The sequence below is a fragment of the Comamonas sp. GB3 AK4-5 genome, assembly GCF_041320665.1.
GTDB lineage: Bacteria > Pseudomonadota > Gammaproteobacteria > Burkholderiales > Burkholderiaceae_C > Comamonas.
In genome coordinates, this window is record NZ_CP166730.1 from 1,948,172 (window position 1) to 1,972,256 (window position 24,085).

Here is a 24,085-nt window from a genome sequence, read left to right on the forward strand (position 1 = left end):
TCTCCATCAGGTTGAACAAGAAATGGCCCGATCCTGGAAGAGACGGGCAAGGGAGCATGTGAGGGGCCATGAAGATCGTGGCAGTTCTTCAGCCATAGAAATCACCCAAGGCCGGCGCCACCTCGATACCGTCGATCTGCACGTCCACTACGACTGTCTGACGGTTTTGATATGCATCAAATGCTGCGATCAGCGCATCGCTCAGTGCCTCACGGTGCCGCACTGGCAGCAGCACAATGTCTCGGTGTTTGAAATTGAGATCACTATTGAAGCCAAAGCCTGAGCTGGTACAAATGTGGGGGGCGCCATTTTGCAGACTTTGCTGCCACTGGCGTTCCAGCCACCCGTAGGAGCTGTTGTTAAAAACCAGATAGATCACGGGCAATTCGTGGTCGGGCGCAGTGCAAAGATCGCTACGAAAGAGATTGAATGCGCCATCACCGACCAAGGCCATCACAGGGGAGTTTGGGCGCGCGAGCTTGACCCCGATAGCTGCCGCCGCGCCAAAGCCCAGTGTGGTTTGCTCGCTTGGAACGATGCTGCATTGACCATCCCTCAATGCAAAGTAGGGGTAGAAATAGCTCCACATATCGGCCAAGCCGTTTTCGTGGACAAAGACCGTATCCGGCGGCGCTATACCGTGAAGTGTCCTCACAACATCCGCCGGCCGGATTCCGCTGCACCCCGGCTCGATGGCTGGTAGCTCGGCCATGTATGCGCTGCAGTCCGCGTGGGCCTGTCTGCGCAATCTGGCGATTTGGATCAACCACTTGCCTTTTGCCGGCTGATCCCCCGCTGCGGCGGCTGGGGCTGGAGTCTCCATGAGGGAAAGCCAATGTTCTGCGCAGGCTGCGGCATCCCCCATCAGCTTGAGACTTTCGACACGGTGGGAGAAATTGGACGGCTCGACATCCACCTGAATCCATTGCGCGTCGGGAGAGATTTGCGGCAGCAGTGCCAAGGCCGTCTCCTCAAGCCTGGAACCAAGCACCAGCACTAGGTCAGCGTGGAACCAAAGCTCACGTAACGCCTCGGCAGTGTAGATGCCTGCTAGGCCGCAGAACAGAGAGTGAGACTCTGCTACGGCGCCACGGCCCGATGCTGTTGTGAAGAGAGCCATTTCATTGCGCTCGGCCAGACGCTCATAGAGCCCTGTGCCACGCGCTGCCGCAAGGGCCCCGCCACCCAGCAGGAGAATCGGCCGTTGAGCCCGCTTCAGCCTGTACCAGGCTTCCTGCAGCACAGCTACCTCAGGCGTACATAACAAACGGTATGGAGGGGATGGCAGTAATACCTGCTTCCCAGCAGGAGCCGTTGCCAGGTTTTCCGGCAACTCCACGTACACGGGGCCCGGCTGACCATTGACTGCCAGGAATGCGGCTCGCTGCAGTGCCCAGCCCAGGCGCTCCATCTGCTCGACTCGGTAGGCCCACTTCACCAGCGGTCGCACCATCGCCATCTGATCAGCCTCCTGGAAGGCGCCGTTTCCGATGGATTCCTGGGCCGTGCCGGTGGCCAACAGGAGCACTGGTGCGGACAACGATTGGCATTCCAGCAAGCCTGTCAGTGCGTTGCCCAGGGCAGGCCCTTTACCCACTACGCAGACCGACAGCCGTCCACTGGCCAGGCTCTGTCCGCCGGCCATGAACATTGCGTTCCGCTGGTCTCTCGTCAAGATCCAGCGCAAGCCGTGCCGCCGCACTGCCTGCAACGCCGCCAGGTCGTCATTGGGCAAACCAAAAACGGCTCGCACGTCCCATTGCTGCAGTGTGCGCATCACGAGATCCCATGCATTGCTGCTCATAGCGTGCTTCGGTGATCAAAAATGCTCACCCACCACCTGCGACAGCAGGATGGGCGCAGGCTTCACGCGTCCGGCATGAAACACGTAGTTGGCCATCTGCCCATAACCACCGAAGGGCAAATTCCCATCCTCAATGTCGAACAAGGTCTGCTCGATGGCGACCATGTGATTGGCTTGGAGGAATTTGGCCAGTACCGGACTGCCATGCACGCTTGCCCCCATTGCGCGATCCCGGTAGAAGCTCTGATCCAGTTCCGCCATGAGACTGGCCTCGTCGCGGTAGCTGACGATGCTGAAGATCGGGCCGAAGTATTCGACCACCGGAGGTTTGTCTTCAAGGCTGCTCCGCAGAATGGTGGGCTCGATCTTCCGCTTGGAGAAATCGATGGTCCCGCCAGCCTGGATGTACCGGGCGTTGTCTGCTAGATATTGAGACAAGGTCGACATCGTTGACGAGTAGAAAATCGGCCCATAGTCAGCTTGCGGATCATGTCGCGGGCCGAAGACCATGCTGGACAGTCGCTGACGCATGTACTCGCTGAAATCGTGTGCCCGATCCTGATGAACGAATAGCACGTTCGGCCCCATGCAGTCCTGCCCTGTATTGAACATGCGGGCGGTAATCAGATCCTGCACAGCACGCTCAATGTCCGCACTGCCGCCCACAACTGCGGGATTTACGCCTTGACCAAAGAACACGTAGGTCTGCCGGTTAGACGAAAGCCTGCAGCGCACCAATTCAGCGTTCTTGTACGTGCCGGTAAACACTACCAACTGGGCCCGAGACACTGATTCTTCAATGAATATCCTCTGGCTAACAAGCTGCAGGGAAATGGGCAATTGATGTACTGGCTCCAGCAGTTGATGCAGGAGTGCGGTCTGCTCGGTGATATGCGAAGATGGCCTGAAAAAAATTCGCTGCGTGTAGAGAGACGGAATGACAAGGTACAGCACGTAGAAATACAGCACCATGTTCGACGGCATGAAAACGGCCATGCAGTCCACAGACTGATCGTTGACATGCTGCTGTACCTCTTGCTCCGCGCCTTTCAGTGCCTTGACGCTTGACTGCCATTCGGCCGCCGCCGCCGCATAGCCAGCGTGACCCGTCAGCAGCCTTATGACTTTTTCCTTGTTCTCGTCCATGAATTCCGTCAGACGCCGAATGGAATTGATACGGTCTTGCCTGGATTGCTTGGCGCAGCCAATCGAAGAGGTCATCGCTTTCTCCGGTTACTCAAAAACTGCATTTGTCGCCGCGGCAGTCTTTGCCATTTAGTGACGCTCAGAATAGGAGCACGCCAGAAGGGGAAACTGACGATTTCGCCGCAGATTCGGCCATCTATTGCCAAAGCTCAAACTGGACTGCTACCGGTTCGGTAGACAAATCCCAGCCTCAAGCCGAGGCGCGTTCAAACGCCTTGGGGCTATGCCGCCGAGATGACTGTGGCAGCGGGTTCGGTTGCAGAACTGTTGATTTCCACCCAGAAGTGACCCTTTGGGGATGCGGACAAAAACTTGGACTACCAGGAGGTAGTTCATGTACTCATACGCAGACAGGATTCGTGTAGTTGAGCTTTACATCAAGCTTGGCTTGCGTGTCAGAGCCACGATTCGCCAGTTGGGATACCCAACCAAGAACGCATTGAAAGGCTGGTATCAGCACTATCTGAAGCATCAGGATTTGCCAGCAAGCCAAGCTCCAAGAGCACCAAAATATTCGCTGCAGCAAAGGCAGGTGGCGGTTGCTCATTACCTCGCCCATGATCGCTGTATTGCTGCAACGATGAGGGCTTTGGGTTATCCGGGTCGAGGAACGTTGACTGCGTGGGTTCGGCAAGACTGCCCTGACACCTGCAAATCGATAGCAGGCAGATCTTGGCTGGCTACAAAGCCTGATGCCTTGATGTGCGAGGGCGTGGTGCAACTGTGTACCCGCCAATCAACTGCGCAGGAGATAGCGGACAATTTTGGGGTATGCAGAGGAACCTTGTACAACTGGAAAAATCAGTTGCTTGGCCCTTGTGCCCCCGCCTCGATGAAACACAGTCCAAAGCGATCGCCAGTGTTGGATGAAGCAGCGCTGCGGCGCCAAGTTGAATCATTGCGCCAGGATGTCCGGCGGCTGAAGATAGAGCGCGAGCTCCTCAAGCAGGCCCATGAAATCTTAAGAAATGGGTCCGACATTGACCTGCATAGGCTGACAAACAAAGATAAGGTCGTGCTGGTTGAGGCGTTGCGCGGGCAGTATAAATTGCCAGAACTGCTCTCTCTTGTAGGTCTTGCTAGAAGCTCGTATTTTTACCGTCGTGCCAGGCTGAAGCTGACTGAAAAATACTTGGATGTACGCCGAAGCATCACAGATATCTTCGACAACAACTACCGTTGCTATGGATATCGCCGAGTCCAGGCATCCCTGCTCAAGGAGTGCACGGGCATCTCAGAGAAGGTGGTTCGCCGGCTGATGAAGCAGGAGGGTTTGATCGTGGCCAAGCCCAAACGCCGCAGATATAACTCATACCTTGGAGAGATAGGTGCTGCCCCGCAAAACCTAATCAATCGAGACTTCCATGCTGCTGCGCCCAATGAGAAGTGGCTCACCGACATTACCGAATTCCAGATTCCTGCTGGCAAGGTTTACCTGTCGCCAGTGATTGATTGCTTTGACGGGTTGGTGGTGAGCTGGTCCATTGGGCCCCATCCCAACGCAAATCTCGTCAACACAATGCTGGATGCGGCCATTGATGCTGTTCAAGGCAGCGAGAGCCGTCCTGTGATTCATTCTGATCGTGGAGCTCACTACCGCTGGCCGGGATGGCTCTCGCGGGTGCACGATGCAAAATTGGTTCGTTCAATGTCCCGCAAAGGGTGCTCACCAGACAACGCTGCGTGCGAAGGCTTCTTTGGAAGGCTAAAGATGGAGTTGTTCTATCCCGGCAACTGGCAATCAACGACGATTGAGCAGTTCATTGAAGCTGTCGATACTTACATTCGTTGGTACAACGAAAAACGTATCAAGGTATCTCTGGGACGTTTAAGTCCTGTGGAATACCGGCACAAACTTGGCCTAGCCGCATAAAACCAGTCCAAGTTTTTATCCGCACCTCCACTAGCCCCCGGCGGGTCAGTTTTGCGTGGAAATTAACAGCAGAACGCCTCGATGTAGTCGAAGACGTCGGCGCGAGCTAAATCCCGGGTCTTTTAGATTCGCTTTTGGACGCATGCCCTCTTCAGGCTGATGAAGAAGAACTCGGCGACGGCATTGACGCTCCTATGTCAAGGGCTACGCGAAGACTCCGTCAAATCGACCATGATGAGCGGCAACAGCTCGCGCACGATGTAGCATTTGAGACATCGGAGGATCTCCTCGCTGGCCCCCTCTCGATTCACGGAGGTTGCCAAAGACACGCCGAGCACCATAGACGCCACAGCTGGCAGCATAGAAATGGCAGATGAGCTCCAGCAGCCTGGTGTCGTCCTTGGCTCGGTCGGACACCGGGCATTGCAGCCAGGCATACAAAATCCGCACCCCCTCCGTGCCACCTGAAGAATCCGGCACATCAAGGCCAGCGGATATTCATGACGGTGTTCGTTCATGAAGCGATACTTCACTCTGGCTCCCTTGCAAAGTACCGCGCGGCTTTTTTACTCCTCTTGTCTACCAGACCGGGAGCAGTCGAACCAGATCGGTGGCAGTCCAGAAGGGAAACTTCCAAGGCTATGCTGGCAATTTCGTAATCTTGCCGCAATTTCAGCCATGCCCGCCAGACAACTCAATACATCAACACAGACCCGCGTCGTGGTACTGGTTGTTTTCGATGGATTTCTGTCGCTCGACGTGTCCGGCCCTTGGGAGGTCTTTTCCAAGGCTTCGCGCATTGGCGCCGCGAAATCTGGACGCCCCGCCTATCGCCTCGTTTTGGCATCGCCCAACGGCGGCGTGGTAGGTTCCAGTTCCGGCTTGGAGTGGGGTAATACCGTTGCCGTTGCCGACCTCCATGGGCCTATTGACACGGTGCTGATAGCTGGAGGTGATGTCAGGGTGTACGAGCCCGGAGGGGCAGCTGTAAGCCTCCTGCCTTGGCTGCGGCGCAAGGCCCAAATGGTCAGGCGCATGGGCAGCGTGTGTACAGGTGCATTCGCATTGGCCGCAGCGGGCTTACTGGATGGGCGCCGGGCAACCACGCACTGGAATGCCTGTGCGCGGTTGGCGAAGACCTACCCCAGCGTGCAGGTGGAACCCGATGCCATCTATATCACCGACCCACCTTTCTATTCTTCGGCAGGCGTTTCAGCCGCTATCGACTTGTCGCTCGCCCTGGTTGAAGCAGATCTCGGACAACCCGTTGCCTTATCCATCGCGCGTGATCTGGTGCTCTACTTGCGCCGCCCAGGAGGGCAGTCGCAGTTTTCTGCGGGCCTACAAGCCCAAATGGAGGCTAATCACCGTTTCCGTGACCTCGTGATATGGATGATCGAAAATCCAAGGAACGATTTGAGCATCGCCATGCTGGCTGAACGCATGGCGATCAGCGAGCGTCATTTCGCACGCCTGTTCCGCAGTGAAACCGGCAAAACACCCGCTCGCTTCGTGGAGGAGTTAAGGCTGGATCATGCGAAAAACCATCTGGAGCAAACATCCTGGCCGTTGGAGCGTGTAGCGCAGCGTGCTGGCTTTGGATCTGTTGACAGCCTTCAGCGCAGTCTGCGCCGCCATGCCGGTATTACCCCTGAGTTGTATCGCCAAAGGTTTGGCCAAAAAGGAGAGTACTGATCTTGCCCCAAAAATGGCGTTGTTGCATAAATGAATTTCCTTTCTCCATAGTAGGCGATCAAGAAATATTCTTACCCTTATATGCGAGCAAGATCCTTTCCTAAAGAATCTCCGCCCTGAAGAAAAATTGTTTTATGCAACAATGCCGGACTCCTATTGAAACGGAAATAAAAGGCTTTGAACTATCTACAAAACTCTGTCGATTCAAATAAACTGAAAATTCGATGTGCCATTCTCGATCGCTTCATTGAATTGGGCCGTCCTCAGACGGTGGTTCTGGCATAAGTTTGCCTGGGGTTGGGGAAAGCTCGTTGTGCATTCCATTTATGCAACAGCGTCTCATGGACTGCAGCTCAAACCCATTCACAACAGTGTCGTCTTTGGTCGTTGTCGGAGCGGAATGACCGGTGGATTCGCTGATCGGCAAGAGCCCCCATAAAGCGGGAATTCGTCGTGCATTGAGGGAAAGTCCCTGTAGTGCAACAGCGCCTATTCGTGGCTAAAATAATAGTGAAACTAATTTTTTCGAGAAGCTTTAAAATATACCCTGATGTCCTTTAATATCGCCGTGAAGCCTTCGGGCAGTGACCGCCTTTCACAATATGTATGGAGGCTCCGTACTCCCATAGGCATCGGTGATTTAACTCGAGACCTAATCGTGGGTCGCAGTTCCGAGATACTGGCTATTTATGGCCACTGGATCAAGTATTTTTCGGATGCTGAGCATAATCGTGCAGATCTCTTTGTTAATCAAGTCGACAGATTAGATTTTATCGCTGCCCATGTCTTAGCCCGCCACATGGTTGCCGCGCTATGCTTCACGGGAGTGGAAACGCCAATTCGCATAACACAGCAATGTGGTGTCTGTGGGGGAGCCCACGGGCGCCCATACCTTCTGGACATAGATGGTATGTATGTGTCGTGGGCACACTCCAAGGGTATCGTTGCAGCAATAGCGTCCGAGGCCGAAGTAGGCATTGATATTGAGTGTGCAAAGTCTATTCAGATTGATGAGTCCCTGGCTCAGGCGTTCCTCAGTACGAGGGAAGTTAACCGTTGGATGAGATATAAGAAATGGGTCGGCGTTGATGCCGGAAAGAATTTTGCGATTCAGCAATGGGTTAGAAAGGAGGCGTGCGTAAAATTAGGTGCCTTTGGAATTGAGCAATTTCCCGCGATAACGTGCTTACCGAGGTTACGCCCCTGTGGCCGTCAGGCGGGCCGACGAATGGAGGTGGATTTAGGTGCCCATAGTGCCTACCTAACAGACTTCTGTATCGACGAGTTGGGTGTACTAGGTTCCGTCGCAAATTGGACATAGCTTTCTTCTCAGCAGCCGACCAGCGCCGCCTACGCTGGTCTCGGGTGATGACCCCATCGTCTCTGTATGCCTAGGTGTTTAGTCCCGTGTTTTGATGGTGCAATCTTCTCAGCGAAATGGAAGGAAGCGCTATGGGCCAAGTTCTGCACGGCAGCGCCACAACGACAGAGGCAGTCCGTCGAGCAATACAAAATAGTCAAGAGAGCCTGAGAGCGCTTTCTGGACGTTACGGTATTAATCAGAAGACGGTGGAGCGAACTTCGGTCACCGATCTTCCAACCGGGCCGAAACAGGCATGCTCCACCGTTTTGTCGATCGAGGACGAAGCAGTCATCGTTGCCTTTCGCAAGCACACGCTGCTGCCGCTGGACGACTGCCTCTACGCGCTGCAGCCAAAGATTCCGGACCTGACGCGTTCGTCGTTGCACCGATGTCTCCAACGCTACGGCATCTCGCGACTGCCTGAGGTCGAGGGCACCAAGCCAGCCAAGAAGAAATTCAAAAGCTACCCGATCGGCTACATCGCAGAGGTGCAGACGGCCCAAGGCAAGCTCTATCTCTTCGTGGCCATCGACAGGACCTCCAAGTTCGCCTTCACCGAACTCCATCCCACAGCCGGTAAGATGATTGCTGCACAGTTCCTGCGCAACTTGATCGATGCCGTGCCGTACACCATTCATACGGTGCTGACCGACAACGTACTAAATGCAAGAGGGGCTCCCGCAAATGACAACAGCATCGCATCCGGTCTTGCAGAGCAGATCGGCCGATAGCAAAGAGCGATGAGCAGAATCAGCGACGCGGTTCCGCCGCACATGGATGCCTCGGTTAACCATAGTGGAAACAAGATTCACGACGTGGTCGTGATCTTCACCGTACCTAAAACAGCGTAGGCAGCCCAGCGGAAGGTCCGAGCATTATCTAAGGGGTCTCCGACTTACGTCGGCGCCCCGACGGCCCTATTGAGAGGGATCGATCCGCTGGGCAAACTCTGCTCAAAGAACTGCCTGTAGGGCTGGTTCTTCTTGACGATTCCGTACGCCATGCGCGCCATCTTGGCAGCCACGGCCGTGAGCGCCTTGCGCTTGAGGTCGGGGTCTTTGGGGTTGCTGCTGACGTATCGATCGTACTTCTGCCGAAACGAGTTCTCGCGGGCCCGAATCGCAACGACGGCGGCCAGCCAGAAGGCCAGACGCAAGCGGGCGTTACCACGTTTGGACAACTGTTCACGACCGCGGCGAACACCCGACTGGCTCTTAGCCAGGTCAAAACCGCAGTACTTCAGAAACTGCCGGTGATGCCCGAACCGGCGCAGATTACCGGCCTCGGCAAGGATGGTCAGCGCGTTGATGGGGCCAACACCCGGCAAGGACATCAGGCTCATGTAGTCCGCATTGCTGGCCAGTAGGTTCTGTGCTTGTCCTTCGAGCTGGCGGCGCATGTCATTGAGGTGCTGGTAGTGATGCAGCGTGAACAGAAAGGTCTGGACCGCAACGCTTTGCGGATCGTGCGGTAACGCCCCGGAGTCTGCACAGCACTCCCAGATCTCAGTCAGCTTGGCAACGCGATGGACGCGTCGGCCAACCACTGGTGAAGCCAACTCGATAAACTCCTGGCAGGTGTGTTGCCGCACATGCGCAGGGGTGGGGAACTCGATCATGAACCTCACCCACCATTCGTTACGGGTGCTGGTCCAATACTTGTGCATCTCTGGAAAGTACAGCGGCACATGGTGGTTGATGATGGCGTGCTGAACCTTGGTCCTGGCGCGGCTGATCTGGTAATAGGTTTTGGATAGCTCCTGGATGTCATGGTGACCCGCCAGCATGGGATCGACGTACCTCTGAGTGCGCCCCTGTTTGAGCATCTCCAGGATGACAGCGGCATCCTTGGGGTCGTTCTTGTCCCACGAGTTGAACATCGCTTCGCGAAACCTCGACTGGGCCACCGATGAGATCGAGACGAGCTCAAAGCCGGCTTGCAGTAACCGATGGGCGATCGGGCGGTGATAGTCTCCAGTGGGCTCTAGGGCCACTCGAGATTGACCACCAAGGCCGAGCAAGAAGTCGATAAGACGCTGCATGTCTGCAGCGCTGTTGGTCATACGAAAGCGATGGCGTTGACCGGATGCCGTCTCGGCAAGGACCGCATTCCAGTAGCGGGCCACGTCGATTGCAACCCAGTGCAGCGCGGGCGTAGGATGGTTCAAGTCAGCCATTGGGTGGTCTCCTTCGGAAGTCAGCGATCCAAAGGATGCTTGCTGCCGACAGTGGCTGACAACCACTATGCATTTACTACGGCATCCAGTTCACAAATCGAACCTGTGATCGGTACGCCTTCGACCACATCTTCGGTCGGGTCTGCGTCGAACATGTCATCGAGCATCGCCTGACCAAGGTGAAGTATCCATTGGACCAATGGGCAGGTCGAACGCATGAACCGGATCACCAAGGAGATGACCGTCAAACGCTTCCATTACAACGATCACGCTCAACTGCGTCAGCATTTGGCTGACTTCATCGACGCCTACAACTTCGGGCGAAGACTCAAGACGCTCAAGGGTCTGACACCCTACGAATCCATCTGCAAACAGTGGACATCCGAGCCTGAGCGATTCACGATTGATCCGATCCACCAAATGCCGAGACTAAACACCTAATACTACTTGCCGTTGAAGTGCTACTGTCAGTAAGGCGCTGTTTTCACAGATCGAACCACTCATTCCCCGATCGTCGCATTACGCAACGGTGGTCGCACCATCAGTGATGAAGCAGACCGCAACGGCATTTTTTGTCCTACACACATGGCATTCCATAGGAAGACTTAAAGATTCTGTTACATGTCTTGCGGAGGCTGCTCAGGAAGAAGGGCTTGAATCCTCAGGCGCACTTCATCAGAAGCCTTCCCGTACCTGAACAACAGTTCGGCAATTTCATCGTCCGTGTCAGCGTAGAAGAACGCAACAGGAACTCGGAGCACAGCAGCCAGCTTGCGTACAGTCAGCAGGTCAGGTTTGTGGATGCCAAGTTCATAGCGATTGATGCGCGTGCTGGCCACGAACGCATCGATTCCCGCTTCAATCCCCAGCATCTTTTGTGACAGCCCCACAGCCAAGCGGGCCTGTTTGAGCCTCGCGCCCCATTGTTCATCTGCGTCAGACATCTCGCACCTTTAAAAGGCTACGAGATTCGTAGTTATGATTTATTCTCGATACTACGAGTTACGTAGCTCTGCTGAGGCAAGAAGCAACTGCCCAGCCCAATAAGAGGACAAAGCATGGTAGTGAGAGAGGGAACGCGCTGGCTCACAGCGCTGGGTGTGTTGGGATTCGCTGCGGGCGCTTGGGCACAGGCTGTCGGCGCTCGTGAAGGTACTCAACTGGCATCAAGGGTGCATGACTACTACATGGAATGCCACAACCCTGACACTGAACTGTGCTCCGTTAAAAGCCCTGAGCCGTCGCTGTACATGTACACGGTGCTCACGCCCGACATTCCCTTTGATGACCTAGGGGCGCACTGGGTGGTGGATTTGCGCAAGTTCCAACCCACGAAGAGAGCTGTGAAGGTGCTACGTGTAGCGTCCAACATCGGAGAAGTGCATGCCATTCATCTGAAGCTGATTTATGACAAAACTGCTTTGGCACATGCCGCACGCAAGCCATCACCAGTCGCCGCTTCAACGTCGCCTCCTGCAGTGCCACAGCCCGCGTTGCCCACGCCAGCCACAACGGTTGTGCACAGTGCATCACGGCCCGGTTCGGCACCGACAGCACGTGGTGAAAAATCATCCGAATCAGCTCCGCCTAGTAACGTGGTGCGAACAGGAAAAGCAGTACCTCCTAACCCATCATCTTCGACGTCGTCCGCCAGGGTTGAGGGAACATCCGTTGAGCAGCCCGATGTGAAAAAGACCAGCACCAAAGCCGCTGCTGCTTCAACTTCTGAAGCCGCTGCTGCTTTGCCGTCTCCCTGCCTTGATGGAATTTGCCTGGGAGCATCCATCCAGACATTGAACGCACCTTTTGAGCCTGTGTTGACTTTGGCTGATCAATTGCGCTCTGGCCTCACTTTGCACGGCACTTTGCCTTCAAATGCGGAGGAAAGTTTCAAGCGCATGGAAGCCTTGTACCGTAAGGGCGACAAGGAGGGCCTTGAGAAGGAAGCACTGACATGGCCCACATCCTATAACTCCGGGCGTGATCAGCTGCTCAAGAACCTTTTCCATCTGGTTCAGGCATATGAGTTGGCGGAACAGGCATTGGGAGGAAAACGCAATGCTGATACCGTTGCGCTTGCCATGTACTTTGTGCCCCAGCCAGCAAGCCAAAAACAAGGCTTTCGAGGCACCGTGAACATCAAAGCCAACCCGATGGGATTCGCGTCTGGGTCAAGCCTGAACTTTGACCTAGGCTTGCCGAAGCTGATGGCAAAAACCAAGCCGAGATTTTGCGGGGCGTTTCGCCTCGAAGGCTATTACGAAAGCCAATCAGGCGACCCAACCACGATCGCGGTGCAGACCGATAGCGACGGCGACTTCAAAGTCATCACCACTCAGCGCTTGTTCACGAACGCCTCCCGGGGCAGCGTGCAGCAACTGCATGAGGAACTGGCGCAGCGCTATGCGCCGGCCATCAAAGCCAACATCGCTAAGCTGAAAACGGAAGGATCAAGAGTACAGTTGAGTTTCATGCACCCGATCATGATCCAAGGGGTGGGTGCGGGTGCCGACGAGGCCAGCAAGCTTTTTCAAGCGCTCTGGCAGCAAGGCTGGATGGACTTCAAAGGCAAGAACGCGGGCTTGCTGGGTGCCATGAATACCATTAGCAATCAGAACAAGAGCAGCATTGCAGCTTGCAAGCCAAAGGCACTACCACTGGATTGATGGCGAGTGGATTCTTCCGTGACTCAAGCCAGGTTCAGTGGAAGTGATGCTCGGGTGCATGTTGGCACTGATCAGATCAGAACTTCTACAGATCAGCAGAGCTTTCAGCACCGTTCCGGTGTTTGCTGCAAAACGGCTAAGCAGCCTGCCTGTTGCCGCGATCGCGGCGTCTCATTCTTAGACGAGCCAAGGCGGCGGCCCACTTCACGTTCTAGCTCATGCGCCATACCACGTGCATCTTTCTCTTCCTGTAGTGCTCGCTGTCGCCATTCGAGCTACTGGAGGCACAAACGGGAAGGGCCCCTCTTTTGACGGAGAGCCCCTTTGGGAGTTGGTGCCGATCACCTGACTCAAACACAATATGGAAGTCCCTTTTGTTATGACGCCCACTCAACGTCGTGGCCAAATCATCTCGCCGACGCGGCAGCAAATGAAGGGGTAGCGATGCACGGTGAACAGGGCCGTGTCCTCGCCGTCTTGAGTGCCAACGAAGAATAGCCAGGCTTTCTCGGGCTGGCCGGCCTTGCCCTTCACTGCGTCCTTGGCGATCTCAATTTCCTCCCGTAAGGTGTTGCGTTGCCTGTCAGTCCAGTCAGCCCACATCACGCGAACCTTGTAGAACCTCGTTGGGCGCTCCTCATCTTTCGGCCACTCGCCTGCATCCAAGGCCCACTCGATGTAGGTGTCCGTTTCGACTGCTGAGCGCCAGCGCAATGCAGCGCAAAACAATCGCGTCGGAGATTGTTGCCTTTCGATCCCGAAGAAGCCAAGTCCTCGAAACACCGTGGTATAGGTCGAGCCTGGGCAGCCGGGGATTTGCAGCGGCAACTGTGCGCGGTCGTTAGGGAAGTCCATGAACACACGACAAACCGGACGGATGGTCTTGACCGTGTGGCCGTGATACGACCGGCCGCGCTCGCCGTTGGCACGGGTTCGTGCGCGGCCGGCTCCCTCACCAGCTCTGGGCACATCCCCTCCAGTTGTAACTGGGCGCTCTTCATCAAAACGGAGACGATTCGGGAATGGAACAGGAAAGCCCTCAGGAGTACCAACCTGTTCTTTCCTTGCCTTCTTGACCAGCTTTTCTTCACCATCGACACCGCAGGGCTGGATGTGCTTGTTGTCCATCGGGGTGAAGTACGGGCGCTTCTTGTTAATGTTCTTCCGGTACGAAGCCGGAAAGACTTGAATGCCGCATCCGGGGCATTCGTAGGCATCCTTGTCCACGACTTCCAAGTCCCAAAGCTGCTCTGCGTCGATGATGTCGCAGGTACGTTTGTCGCGGGCACTATCCACTGATTCTCTCCTTACTGTCTTGTCAGGCTCCGGATGGAGCGCAGCCCTAAGCTAGTTTCTGGCGAAGGTGCCAAGATGTTGATCGATTCGATGCGAGATGGTTCACTTTAAAGATGCGCCAACCCGCGTGCTAGTTGACGCAGACGCCGGCAGATTTCATTGAAAAGATGATCCGTGAAGTGGTCGGAATCAAAATTCCAATTGATCGGCAAGCTCAATGCTAGGCAGGCATGAAGCCATGCAAGATCGGGCGGGAACCGTCACCGGACTGATCTCTGTAATTGACCCAAAGCTTCTGTCGAAGCCTCGTTAGAAACCAGCAGCAATCGTCGCAAAGAGGTCAGTTGTGTTGGTCATGCCTGCAGACTGCTAAAGCGCGCCAGTCGCAAGCATGGAGATGCGCTTATGGCTCCTGATCCATCGCATTACCAAACCCCGTCAATGCTAGGTGCCTGTAGGGGCACCACAGATTTGGATCCGGAAGGTCCATTGAGACGCCTTGCCAATGGTGGCATGTCTGCGGGTGGCCTCCGATACCAATGTTGGCAGACGTCAATGATGTTGAAGAATTCGTGTGATTGGCGGTCGATCAGAGATTCGGTAACGGCTTTGTCGTGATAGCAGAAGAATTCTCCTTCGTGCTGAACCTCTTCCGCATAATTCTTTCGGTCAGCAAGTGGCTTCTGCAGCATGCGGCGCGGGACATTGAAGTTGCATCCATCCTCAATGAGTGCCTGTCCCAGGATGGGTGCCATAAAGTCGACGAGCCAGCCATCAACTTCGACCCATGCATGAAAGCCTTTTGTGTCGTAAATCCACTGGTCATTCACTTGGCGACCATAAACGACCACCAGGGCGGATTCCTCATCGACCATGAGAGCCATGCTTCCGGCACTGATCGTGGCATCCAAACCATAGTGGTTTCTCAAAAGCAACATGCCTGCCGTCGCAAAGGTTAGGCATGCGCGGTGCCGAGCCAAGCCGGCCGATTTTATGACGCTATAGATGGTCTGGTAGATGCGTTCGTAGTCTTTAAACGGGAGCGGTGGTTGGGGCATTCTGTGGTGTTGAAAGGCGATGCGATGCCGGCTGAGTCCTGGAAGCACAGGATATTGACCAAGACAGTATGCAGGAGTTGAGAGCTCAGCTGCACTGATGGCCTTTCCTGGTTTTTTTGCTCCAGGTGCTCTGGCTGGTCATGCTCTTGTGGCTTATCCAGACTCGACCGGAGGTTCCTGGCCGGGCATACGCTGCGGCTCATTGCATCAGTTTTGACTACGAGATACGTAGTTTTTGCCGCTTTGTTTGCACCTTTGATCTGAGGCTGTGTCACTACCATGATGCTACGAATTACGTAGCTTCGGTGAGGAAGCCGCTAGCCACTGGTCTCTCATCAGCTCGTGAACCACCCTCACCAAGACAGCTGGAGCAAAGCACCGTACGCAATGGCTTTAACGATCAATACCAATACTCCCTCCCTCACTGCGCAGCGGCACTTGGCGCTGTCGGGCACTGTTTTGAGCACCACCATGCAGAGGCTGTCGTCGGGCTTGCGCGTGAACAGTGCCAAGGACGATGCGGCAGGCTTGGCTATCAGCGAACGCATGAGTACGCAGGTGCGAGGTGTGGGGGTGGCTCGTCGCAACGCCAACGATGGCATTTCGTTGTCTCAGACGGCAGAAGGTGCGATGCAAAAGCTCACGGACATCTTGCAGCGTAGTCGAGAGCTAGCGGTGCAGGCCGTAAACTGGACGAATTCGGCTAGCGACAGACAAGCCCTGGACAGTGAGCGGGAGCAGTTGCTGCAGGAGTTCTCACGCATCGTGAGCACCAGCAATTTCAATGGACAGAAGCTCATTGATGGCAGCTTTATGGCGCAGACCTTTCAGGTGGGAGCCAATGCCGGAGAGATCATTGGCATGAGTCTGCCTTCGCTACAGGCTCCGGACTTGGCCGCTGCGATATGGACTGGCAGTTCAGAACGCACATTTACTCGCGGCGATAACGGACTTCCAGCAGGAGACTTGGTTTTGCGTGGCACAGCAATACCTGTTGCGCAAAACGAAAGCGTTACCTCGATTGCTAAGAAGGTGAACAGCACTGCACTGGAGCCCCAAATCTATGCCGAGGTTGGTGGCACCAGCGCGTGGGTGATGTTTGGTACTCCAGCCACGTGGCCTGTGGACGTGACGCTCAAGGTGGCTAATGGTGATGCAACCAAGGTGCAAACCGTGGCCTTTACTTGGAACCCGAGCGATCCAGCCGCGACTCGGAATGCCATCGGAGCCATCAATGCGGTCAGTGGCCAAACGGGTATCCGGGCGACAGGCGTCAATCAGCAAGGCATGGTGCAGCTAGTCAATGAAACGGAAGAGATCCGGTTGCTCAACGACTCTGCGCCAGGCGTCAACATGTTTGTCAACGACTGGGATGGCAATGCTTTCAGTGCTTTTGCGAATGCAGCTGGAGCCGGCGGCAATGGTGCCTTTGGCGGACCAAACGACGTGCTGGTGAATGGAACCCTCACACTCATTTCGGAAGAAGAGTTCAGTGTGAATGGGGGCTATTATGACCAGGATGACAACCAAGTGGGGCCGTTCCCTGATGCAGGAGACTCAAGGCATACCGCCACGCTGTCGGATGCAAAACTCACCACACCCGCTTTGGCGAGTCGGGCATTGGTCATCTACGATGCTGCGATCAAGCAGGTGAGCCGTGCACGAGTTGATGTAGGCGCAATGCAGTCGCGCTTTGAATCGGTGGTGAGCAACCTCGGTATCGCTGAAGAAAATACAGCCGCAGCGCGTGGCCGTATCGTGGACGCTGACTACGCGGTGGAAACAGCCAACCTCAGTCGTACGCAGATCCTGCAGCAGGCAGGCGCGGCCATGGTGGCGCAAGCCAACCAGATTCCGCAAAGCGTGCTGCAGTTGCTTAAGACCTGAGTTCAGCACATGCTCTGTTTCCCATGTCGCCAAGAGAATGTGCCGGGGCGATTCAGAACTGGATTGCGGCATCGGTTGCACTGAGCAGTGCCGCACGACCTATGCTGACGGTTAGCCGAGCATCTGCTCACCGTAGAGTTTCCATGGCTCCGGGCCATGTTTTCAACCTTGATTCGAGCCAGACTTCACCTTGGTCGCGCTGCAATGTAGGTCCCATGCTGGACCCTCGCTTTGAGTTGGCTTTTCGATCGCTGGGGCAGGTTCGCTAAGCGTCTTTCAGACCTCAGTGGCACTCATTCTTGGCTGCAATTTAGGGGCTGCTCGCAGAGCTAGAGCTGCCACCTAGTTCTACGCGGCTTACCAGCTTAGACAGCTGCCTCAGCGGAGTCGGCTTTCAGTATTTGTTGGATATGTTGTCTCGTTTCCTGATTGGCGTGTCCGTACTGGAAAAGCAGTTCAGCCACTTCATCGTCGGTGTCTGCATAGAAGAACGCGACAGGGACCGTAAGCATCATCGCAATTTTGCGCACAGTCAGCAAATCGGGCTTGTGGATGCCTAGGGCCTGTTCACGTTAATAGTTGAGTGCATGCTGGAGCACTGAAAATCGTGCGCCTGCATGTACATCACTCGCGCTCAGTTCAAACGTATTCGTCACCTACTGCCCAAGCCACACGGCAGTAAATTGATTAGCCACTACAGGTTCCTCAACGCATTGGCTTATATGGTCAGCAATGGCTGCAAGTGGCGAGCCTTGCCATCCCGATTTGGTCCTTGGCACACGGTATACATGCGTCTGTATCGCTGGGCTCACAGCGGTGTTCTGGTGCAGGTGCTCAATCACCTGCAACAACAACGACTTAGTCAGTGGGTAGTTCAGGCATTGAGCCTTGACTCCACCATCGTCAAAGTTCACCCCGATGGCTGTGGCGCTCAGAAAAAAACGGCCCCCAAGCCATAGGCAGAAGTCGGGGAGGCTAGAGTTGCAAGATCCATATGATCGCAGCCAGCTGCAAAGATGCGCTTGATTGGAGTATGACACCCGGGCAAGCAGGTGACTGTCCAGAGGGCTGCAACCTCATTGATGCAGTTGGGGCTCAGGACAGCGCGGTGTATCTGCTGATGGATAGTGCCTATGGCAGCGATGAGTTGCGTTCGATGGCCGAGGCAAGAAATCTCATACCAATTGTTCCTGCCCACCTGCAACGCAAGAATCCTTGGTTACTGGATAAGCAAAGGTATCGCCAACGCAATGAAGTCGAGCGGTTGTTTCGACGAATCAAAGCGTATCGGCGAGTTTTTACGCGCTACGACAAGCTGGATGTGATATTTGCCACATTCGTCTCAATGGCCTTGATCTGTGAGCAACTTCGCTAAGGTGAACAGGCCCTAGGCATATGCACAGTCCTGTCCCTATCTCACTAGGGCCAGCGTTCTCGCCATCCTTGGTACGCTACGATAGCTTACAACTAGACACTAGCGCCTCAGGGAGCAGGAGGGCCAAAGGTATGCACATCTCCAAACTTACGCTGGTCAACTACAGAAACTTTAAGAACACCAATCTGACGTTTCAGCGCGGCGTCAATACCATCATCGGAGAGAACGGTGCGGGCAAGTCCAACATTCTCCGCGCCATACGGCTGCTCCTGGACGACAACATGGTTCGCGCAGCTTATCGGCTGGAAGAGTCCGATTTCAGCCGCGCGCTGGATCAGTGGAAGGGCCACTGGATCATCATCAGCATGGAATTCGAGAACCTCAGCCCGGATGAGGCGGTCCAGGCGCTGTTCTTGCACGGCACCGCCGGGATCCACGCCGGACCGATTTCCAAGGCCACTTACAACCTGATCTTCCGGCCCAAGAAGGAGATCCGGCTGAAGCTGGCAGCCCTCGAGGACTTTGACAATGCGGGGTTGAAGGCAATTCGGGATGGCATCACCATCGACGACTACGAGACCATCTTCACCGGCCGAAGCAGCGCTGATTTTGGTGATCCGGCCACATATCAACGGATCGTCGGAAACTTCGACGTTTGTTCCTTCTCTGTCGAAACCGAGTTCCCTGAGATTGGGGCCAAGGTGCCAGGATTTCTGTCCGTCACCAAGGAGGTGTCACTTACCTTCATCCAGGCGCTTCGCGACGTCGTGGCTGAGTTTCACAACAACCGGACTAATCCGCTGCTGACTCTGCTCAGAAGCAAGAGCGGTGAGATCGACGCGGCGGCCTTGGTCCCAATCGTGGACAAGGTGCGCGATCTCAATGGCGCCATCGAAGGGCTCGAGGACGTGCAGTCGGTGCGCAAGCATATCCGAGAGACCATCAAGGACACTGCCGGCGAAACCTACTCCCCGACCTCGCTGTCGATCAGGTCGGATCTACCCGAGGAGGCGGAGCAGTTGTTTCAGTCACTGCGTCTGTTCATTGGGGAGTCGGAGGACGGATATGAAGGGACGATCAACGAACTCAGCCTTGGCGGTGCCAATCTGATCTACCTAACCCTCAAACTGCTGGAGTTCAAGTACCAGCGAGAGAAGATGGCGATCGCGAACTTCTTGCTCATCGAAGAGCCCGAAGCGCATATCCACACCCATATCCAGAAGACGCTGTTTGATCGCATCGCCTATGAGGATGCTCAGGTCATCTACACGACGCACTCCACCCACATCTCCGAAGTGAGCAATGTGAGCAACGTCAACATCCTGGGTCGACGCGGTTCGTTCTGTGAGGCTTACCAGCCGGCGACTGGACTGGATCCTGCGCAGGTGACAAGCATACAGCGGTACCTGGACGCAGTGCGAAGCAACCTGCTGTTCGCCAAGAGCGTGATTTTGGTGGAGGGAGACGCGGAAGAGATCCTGATCCCTGTGCTCGTAAAGCGGGTCCTGGGTTTGAGCGTGGATGAGTTGGGGATCAGTGTCATCAACATCCGAAGCACCGGGTTCAAGAACGTCGCGGTTCTGTTCCACGACACCCGGATCCGCAAGCGGTGCGCGATCGTCACGGACCTGGACACGATATTTTTCGATACCACGCCGAATCCGACGGATGGGGACGTCTTGGCTGCTAGGAAGCGAAAAGCGATTGGCTCGCAAACGGCTGGAGCGCAGCGAAAGGTCGATTTGGACGCATTTGCCGCAGACAATGCCTGGGTGCAGAGCTTCTACGCTACACATACGTTCGAGGTGGATCTGGTCGGCTCAGGCAATCATGAAGCCTTCGTTCGCAGCGTCGACAAGGTCTACAAGGCACCAGCGACGATCACGCAGGCAATGACCGACCTTCGCTCGGGCCTAATTCATCAAAGTGGCTGCCGGACCTTGACGATGGCCGAGCAAGAAGGCAAGGGGTGGTTCGCCATCCTGCTCGCGCAAACGCTGGATCACCAAGCAGTGGTGCCTGGCTACATCCGAGAGGCCGTCCTATTTGCGCATGGCCCGTTCTCGCGACCGCTGATTATGCGAATCCTCCGGCACCGGATGAACTGTCTGTGGGGCACGGATCACGCTGCGCGTCCACGCCTGACGCTCTTTAATTCTGAGGTGGAGCGTTTTGGGCGCTCGGAAATCGATTTAGTCACTCTTCGTACTGCGGCCATAACGGCGTTGCCGGGAGACGTGATCCATGTGTTCCTGGCTGGGATGACCTGATGTTTGTTTGGGATGCCACCGAGCTCAATCCCGAGCAAGCTGCCGCCGTTGAAGAAGCATCGAGCGTGTTCCTGGTCGCCTGTCCGGGCAGCGGAAAAACGCGCACGCTGACCTACAAGATCGCCTACGAACTGTCCCGACGCACGGACAAGCGCATCGTCGTGGCCATCACTTATACGCACCGGGCCGCTGACGAAATTCAGGAGCGAATTGAAGCCCTTGGCGTCGATACCTCCGCCTTGTGGATCGGAACCATTCACTCTTTTTGTCTCGAATGGATCATCAAGCCCTACGGAATTTATGTCCCAGAGCTGGCTCGCGGGTTCACGGTCTTGGACCGGCACGACCGCGACAAGATGCTCGAGCGACTGTGCGCACCGTACCGCGGCGTGACCTTGTGGGACTGCGACTATTACTTTGAAGGAGATAGTTACCGGCTGGGATGCGCTGACACGCGAAAGCACGACAGCATCCATGAGGTCTTGGCAGCCTACTTTCGAGAACTGGCGGATACGAGGCGCATCGATTTTGAGTTGATCCTTTGGCACTCCCAGGTACTGATGCGGAGCCAGCCGCATATCGCGACGCTGCTCTCGCAAGTCTTTTCATATGTCCTAGTTGATGAGTACCAGGACACGAAGCAGATCCAGTACAACCTAGTGGGGGCCATCCTTCGGGCGGGCGCCGGCAGCACCAAGACGTTCATCGTGGGCGATCCCAACCAAGCAATCTATGGCTCACTTGGCGGTTATGCCATTTCGGTGTCGGATTTTCGTGCGCTCACGGGCATCCCCATTCGGGAGATGGCGCTTAGATTGAACTACCGCTCAAGCGCGCGGATCATCGGGCACTTCTCCAACTTCAATGTGCACGCTACCGACATCGAGGGAGCAGGCAGGATGGTCGGCTTTCCCAGCCACGTCTCCTACAACCGCCTCGTTGCGCACGGCAATCTTCATGATGAACTGGTCAGGCTCATTCAAAACAGCTTAGCCGAAGGGCATGCACCCGAAGAGATTTGCGTGTTGGCGCCGTGGTGGATCTTGCTGGCGTCAACCACCCGAAAACTGGTAGCACTGCTCCCCGACCAGCAGTTCGACGGTCCGGGATTGGTGCCGTTCAGCAATGATCCCGATAACTTTTGGTTCAAGCTGTCCAAGATCTTGCTGACGGAGTCGTCGCCCCAAATGTTGGTGCGACGCATGCGATGGGCCAGGGACGTCATTGCCGACCTGCGAGATTTCGGTGTCGACACGTCCAGAATCACGCAGCGGTCGCTGCTGCGGGAGTCCAACTCCCTCGCCATTACCGAAACAAATGGCTTGGCGTATCTGGATCAAGCATTCGTCGCGTTGCTGGATCGCCTGGGGATCGCGCTGCGTGCTTTCCCCGCGCTGGTGGAGCATCGCGAAGCATTCTTTGCGAGTTCCCAGGCGCGGCTGGAGAAGCTACAGAATTCCGGCGCCGGCTACATCACCGATCTGTCGTTCTTCAAGAAGGTGTTCCGTGAACGGACCGGGATCACGGTGTCGACCATTCACGGGGTCAAGGGAGCGGAGTTTGACGTAGTCATCGCGTTCGGTCTTCTCCAGGGCATGGTGCCCCACTTCAGCGATTCCGACGGTGATCTCGCAGCCAGCAAGCTGCTGTACGTCTTGGCCTCGCGCGCTCGAAAGCACTTGCACCTCATCTCGGAGGTCGGTCGCTCACGCGGAAGATATGGCAGCTACGAGCCCACCGAAGTTTTGGCCCGCTGTGATTTCGATTACAACGGGGAGTGAGGGCGGGGTAGCTACCGCAAGAGCGGTTTAGTCCTGTGTCCATTACCTACGGCACCTGGCTTCGAGCCAGCGAGGTGATTGACACAAAAAGTTAGCCAAAGGCTGCTATCACGGATGGGCCCAGGCGGTACGAACGGCATCATCACATCGGTCGCACTGCTTCAGCGCATGCAAAGCGGCCTGTCTCTAGTGAAGCTTTGAGGTGTGGAGTGGACTTGCATGGAAGGCTCAGGGCAATGACTGCTTGGGGTCGCAGCAGTCATGATCCGCGGACTGGTCAACGCGGATATGCGCCAGGTGGTCAGACTTGCCGCATAGTTTGGTTAGTAAGTCTATAAATTCATATATCAAATATAATTGATATATGTTATTTGGTATAATGAATGGCCTGGTGCTGCGTAAGCTGCCTCCTTGGCACCTGATCACGGGCCTCGTTCTCCGCTCGCGTTTCGAGCACTTTCCCCCTTTGCCCTCGTCCTCCGCCTGAATTTATCAGGCCGATTGCCCGCGCGTGCCTTCAACGGCATGTGCGGCGTAGCTGTGCCTGTCTTTTTTGGGGGGCGAGGTTGGGGCAAGGGGCTGGTTAGCCGCTGAGCGTTGCTTCCGCTTTCCACCTTGCCCTTAATGGAGTTTTCTATGACTGATTCAGGTCAGGCCGCCGCATACCAAAATGATTCCTCTTCTGCTTCTGGTGTTGCAGTTCCCTTGTTGCCCCTGGGCCAGGTGCTCGCTACTCCGGGGGCCGTTGAGTTGCTGCTCTCTTTGAAACTGGCCCCGCTTCGGTTTTTACTGCAGCATATGGGGGGCGATTGGGGTGATATCTGTGAGGAGGACCGGCAGACCAATGCCGAAGCCCTGGTGCACGGCGCGCGGGTTATGTCGGTATATGAGCTGGAGCCCACGCAGCGTCTGTGGATCATCACGGAAGCCGACCGCAGCACCACCACGCTGCTGTTGCCCGAGGAATACTGATGCCGGGGCAGCGCTTTGTGTTGCATTCCCAGCTGAGCGTGGGGCGCCAAGGGGCGCTGGCCCACGGTGACAAGGTATTGCTGCGCCAGGGCGAGAGTGACATGGCTTGTGGCCACCACTGTGTGCTGATGGCGCTCATGCTGCTGGGTGTGGTGTCGCGCGATGCCTTGTATGAGGATGAGCCCGATGAGCGCTTGGTCGAGGTTTGTGCCATCGGGCAGTCCCGCTATTTCACGGGCTGTTCGGCTGCGCAGCTCAAGGAGCAGTTTGCCCCATTTTCTGAGCAGGTGCATTGCCGCCCCTTGCGCCGTGACTTAGAGGCTCGCACGATAGCCGCCCTGGAATCTGACCATGTGTGCCTGGTGCGCTTCACATCGCCCAGCTATAGCCATTGGGTGCTGGCGGTGGGGGTGATGTATGCCGATGGCAAGCCGCATTCCTTGCTGGTGCTCGACCCGTTGATGGACGGTGTGCCGCTGACCCCATGGAATGCCTTGCTGGAGCATTGGGGCAGCAAGCGGTTGCGCAACACCAATGCCCGCTGGTCAGAAAAAGCCACCTTGGACAAGGTGGTGCAAGTCGGTTTGTGCAGCCGCCGTGGCACGGCCATTGCGCTGGCTTGAGTTTCAGTTTCTCGCTCTCTTTTTCCTGATTTCCCTTGTG

The 24,085-nt window shown here is 55.7% G+C and carries 18 protein-coding genes and 3 pseudogenes; 14 read left to right on the plus strand and 7 right to left on the minus strand.

The window, feature by feature from the left end; genetic code table 11:
• Positions 1-88 precede the first annotated feature (88 nt).
• Positions 89-1,804, minus strand: coding sequence for a thiamine pyrophosphate-binding protein (locus tag ACA027_RS08715; protein WP_370681979.1), 1,716 nt, complete (start codon positions 1,802-1,804; stop codon positions 89-91).
• A 15-nt stretch (positions 1,805-1,819) separates the two neighbouring features.
• Positions 1,820-3,025, minus strand: a complete 1,206-nt coding sequence (locus tag ACA027_RS08720) for an aldehyde dehydrogenase family protein (protein WP_370681980.1) — start codon at positions 3,023-3,025, stop codon at positions 1,820-1,822.
• A 319-nt stretch (positions 3,026-3,344) separates the two neighbouring features.
• Here ACA027_RS08720 and ACA027_RS08725 point away from each other — a divergent pair, with 319 nt between their 5' ends.
• A complete protein-coding gene (locus tag ACA027_RS08725) occupies positions 3,345-4,883 on the plus strand; it encodes an IS3 family transposase (protein WP_370681981.1) in 1,539 nt (512 codons plus the stop codon).
• A gap of 306 nt (positions 4,884-5,189) precedes the next feature.
• On the opposite strand, the pseudogene ACA027_RS08730 reads toward ACA027_RS08725, so the two are convergent.
• A pseudogene (locus ACA027_RS08730) lies at positions 5,190-5,449 on the minus strand (IS3 family transposase); the annotation flags it as partial.
• Here ACA027_RS08730 and ACA027_RS08735 point away from each other — a divergent pair.
• From ACA027_RS08735 to ACA027_RS08745, 3 genes and pseudogenes are all read left to right on the plus strand, one after another.
• A complete protein-coding gene (locus ACA027_RS08735; protein ID WP_370681982.1) occupies positions 5,400-6,578 on the plus strand; it encodes a GlxA family transcriptional regulator in 1,179 nt (392 codons plus the stop codon). The pseudogene ACA027_RS08730 and the gene ACA027_RS08735 overlap by 50 nt on opposite strands.
• Before the next feature lie 910 nt (positions 6,579-7,488).
• Positions 7,489-7,899: a 4'-phosphopantetheinyl transferase superfamily protein gene (locus ACA027_RS08740; RefSeq protein ID WP_370682546.1), complete on the plus strand. Its 411-nt coding sequence runs from the start codon at positions 7,489-7,491 to the stop codon at positions 7,897-7,899.
• Between the two features lie 131 nt (positions 7,900-8,030).
• Positions 8,031-8,597: pseudogene (locus ACA027_RS08745) on the plus strand (IS481 family transposase); the annotation flags it as partial.
• Positions 8,598-8,836: 239 nt separating this feature from the next.
• Here ACA027_RS08745 and ACA027_RS08750 read toward each other — a convergent pair.
• Positions 8,837-10,117, minus strand: coding sequence for an IS110 family transposase (locus ACA027_RS08750; protein ID WP_370681983.1), 1,281 nt, complete (start codon positions 10,115-10,117; stop codon positions 8,837-8,839).
• Positions 10,118-10,197: 80 nt separating this feature from the next.
• On the opposite strand from ACA027_RS08750, the pseudogene ACA027_RS08755 reads away from it, so the two are divergent.
• A pseudogene (locus ACA027_RS08755) lies at positions 10,198-10,558 on the plus strand (integrase core domain-containing protein); the annotation flags it as partial.
• A gap of 176 nt (positions 10,559-10,734) precedes the next feature.
• Here the strand turns inward: ACA027_RS08755 and ACA027_RS08760 are convergent.
• Positions 10,735-11,061 carry a helix-turn-helix domain-containing protein gene (locus ACA027_RS08760; protein WP_370681984.1) on the minus strand — a complete coding sequence of 109 codons (327 nt, stop codon included), beginning with the start codon at positions 11,059-11,061 and terminating at the stop codon, positions 10,735-10,737.
• 114 nt (positions 11,062-11,175) lie between these two features.
• On the opposite strand from ACA027_RS08760, the gene ACA027_RS08765 reads away from it, so the two are divergent.
• Positions 11,176-12,783, plus strand: a complete 1,608-nt coding sequence (locus ACA027_RS08765; RefSeq protein ID WP_370681985.1) for a hypothetical protein — start codon at positions 11,176-11,178, stop codon at positions 12,781-12,783.
• A 390-nt stretch (positions 12,784-13,173) separates the two neighbouring features.
• On the opposite strand, the gene ACA027_RS08770 is transcribed toward ACA027_RS08765, so the two are convergent.
• Entirely contained in the window at positions 13,174-14,079 is a 906-nt protein-coding gene (locus ACA027_RS08770; protein WP_370681986.1) for a hypothetical protein, read from the minus strand.
• Positions 14,080-14,504: 425 nt separating this feature from the next.
• Positions 14,505-15,137, minus strand: a complete 633-nt coding sequence (locus ACA027_RS08775) for a DUF2026 family protein (protein ID WP_370681987.1) — start codon at positions 15,135-15,137, stop codon at positions 14,505-14,507.
• Between the two features lie 387 nt (positions 15,138-15,524).
• Here ACA027_RS08775 and ACA027_RS08780 point away from each other — a divergent pair, with 387 nt between their 5' ends.
• The 8 genes from ACA027_RS08780 to ACA027_RS08815 all read left to right on the plus strand — a co-directional run bounded on the left by ACA027_RS08780 (position 15,525) and on the right by ACA027_RS08815 (position 24,045).
• Positions 15,525-17,024 (plus strand): flagellin, encoded by a 1,500-nt coding sequence (locus ACA027_RS08780; protein WP_370681989.1) that lies wholly within the window; start codon positions 15,525-15,527, stop codon positions 17,022-17,024.
• 410 nt (positions 17,025-17,434) lie between these two features.
• Entirely contained in the window at positions 17,435-17,584 is a 150-nt protein-coding gene (locus tag ACA027_RS08785) for a hypothetical protein (protein ID WP_370681990.1), read from the plus strand.
• A gap of 57 nt (positions 17,585-17,641) precedes the next feature.
• Complete coding sequence (locus tag ACA027_RS08790) at positions 17,642-17,983, plus strand: transposase (RefSeq protein ID WP_370681991.1); 342 nt, start codon at positions 17,642-17,644, stop codon at positions 17,981-17,983.
• A gap of 35 nt (positions 17,984-18,018) precedes the next feature.
• Positions 18,019-18,399, plus strand: a complete 381-nt coding sequence (locus ACA027_RS08795) for a transposase (protein ID WP_370681992.1) — start codon at positions 18,019-18,021, stop codon at positions 18,397-18,399.
• A 131-nt stretch (positions 18,400-18,530) separates the two neighbouring features.
• Positions 18,531-20,669, plus strand: coding sequence for an AAA family ATPase (locus tag ACA027_RS08800; RefSeq protein ID WP_370681993.1), 2,139 nt, complete (start codon positions 18,531-18,533; stop codon positions 20,667-20,669).
• Positions 20,669-22,450, plus strand: coding sequence for a UvrD-helicase domain-containing protein (locus tag ACA027_RS08805; RefSeq protein ID WP_370681994.1), 1,782 nt, complete (start codon positions 20,669-20,671; stop codon positions 22,448-22,450). Before ACA027_RS08800 ends, ACA027_RS08805 begins: the two co-directional genes overlap by 1 nt.
• Before the next feature lie 624 nt (positions 22,451-23,074).
• Positions 23,075-23,422 (plus strand): type I restriction endonuclease subunit M, encoded by a 348-nt coding sequence (locus tag ACA027_RS08810; RefSeq protein WP_370681995.1) that lies wholly within the window; start codon positions 23,075-23,077, stop codon positions 23,420-23,422.
• Positions 23,422-24,045, plus strand: a complete 624-nt coding sequence (locus ACA027_RS08815) for a hypothetical protein (protein WP_370681996.1) — start codon at positions 23,422-23,424, stop codon at positions 24,043-24,045. Before ACA027_RS08810 ends, ACA027_RS08815 begins: the two co-directional genes overlap by 1 nt.
• The last annotated feature ends 40 nt before the right edge of the window (positions 24,046-24,085 follow it).

What these genes read in the sequence shown, in the direction of transcription:
- ACA027_RS08715 (WP_370681979.1), bottom strand. Translation starts at nt 1,804, where the DNA reads ATGAGCAGCAATGCATGGGATCTCGTGATGCGCACACTGCAGCAATGG.
- ACA027_RS08720 (WP_370681980.1), bottom strand. Translation starts at nt 3,025, where the DNA reads ATGACCTCTTCGATTGGCTGCGCCAAGCAATCCAGGCAAGACCGTATC.
- ACA027_RS08725 (WP_370681981.1), top strand. Translation starts at nt 3,345, where the DNA reads ATGTACTCATACGCAGACAGGATTCGTGTAGTTGAGCTTTACATCAAG.
- ACA027_RS08735 (WP_370681982.1), top strand. Translation starts at nt 5,400, where the DNA reads ATGAAGCGATACTTCACTCTGGCTCCCTTGCAAAGTACCGCGCGGCTT.
- ACA027_RS08740 (WP_370682546.1), top strand. Translation starts at nt 7,489, where the DNA reads ATGTATGTGTCGTGGGCACACTCCAAGGGTATCGTTGCAGCAATAGCG.
- ACA027_RS08750 (WP_370681983.1), bottom strand. Translation starts at nt 10,117, where the DNA reads ATGGCTGACTTGAACCATCCTACGCCCGCGCTGCACTGGGTTGCAATC.
- ACA027_RS08760 (WP_370681984.1), bottom strand. Translation starts at nt 11,061, where the DNA reads ATGTCTGACGCAGATGAACAATGGGGCGCGAGGCTCAAACAGGCCCGC.
- ACA027_RS08765 (WP_370681985.1), top strand. Translation starts at nt 11,176, where the DNA reads ATGGTAGTGAGAGAGGGAACGCGCTGGCTCACAGCGCTGGGTGTGTTG.
- ACA027_RS08775 (WP_370681987.1), bottom strand. Translation starts at nt 15,137, where the DNA reads ATGCCCCAACCACCGCTCCCGTTTAAAGACTACGAACGCATCTACCAG.
- ACA027_RS08780 (WP_370681989.1), top strand. Translation starts at nt 15,525, where the DNA reads ATGGCTTTAACGATCAATACCAATACTCCCTCCCTCACTGCGCAGCGG.
- ACA027_RS08785 (WP_370681990.1), top strand. Translation starts at nt 17,435, where the DNA reads ATGTTGTCTCGTTTCCTGATTGGCGTGTCCGTACTGGAAAAGCAGTTC.
- ACA027_RS08790 (WP_370681991.1), top strand. Translation starts at nt 17,642, where the DNA reads ATGTACATCACTCGCGCTCAGTTCAAACGTATTCGTCACCTACTGCCC.
- ACA027_RS08795 (WP_370681992.1), top strand. Translation starts at nt 18,019, where the DNA reads ATGATCGCAGCCAGCTGCAAAGATGCGCTTGATTGGAGTATGACACCC.
- ACA027_RS08800 (WP_370681993.1), top strand. Translation starts at nt 18,531, where the DNA reads ATGCACATCTCCAAACTTACGCTGGTCAACTACAGAAACTTTAAGAAC.
- ACA027_RS08805 (WP_370681994.1), top strand. Translation starts at nt 20,669, where the DNA reads ATGTTTGTTTGGGATGCCACCGAGCTCAATCCCGAGCAAGCTGCCGCC.
- ACA027_RS08810 (WP_370681995.1), top strand. Translation starts at nt 23,075, where the DNA reads ATGGAGTTTTCTATGACTGATTCAGGTCAGGCCGCCGCATACCAAAAT.
- ACA027_RS08815 (WP_370681996.1), top strand. Translation starts at nt 23,422, where the DNA reads ATGCCGGGGCAGCGCTTTGTGTTGCATTCCCAGCTGAGCGTGGGGCGC.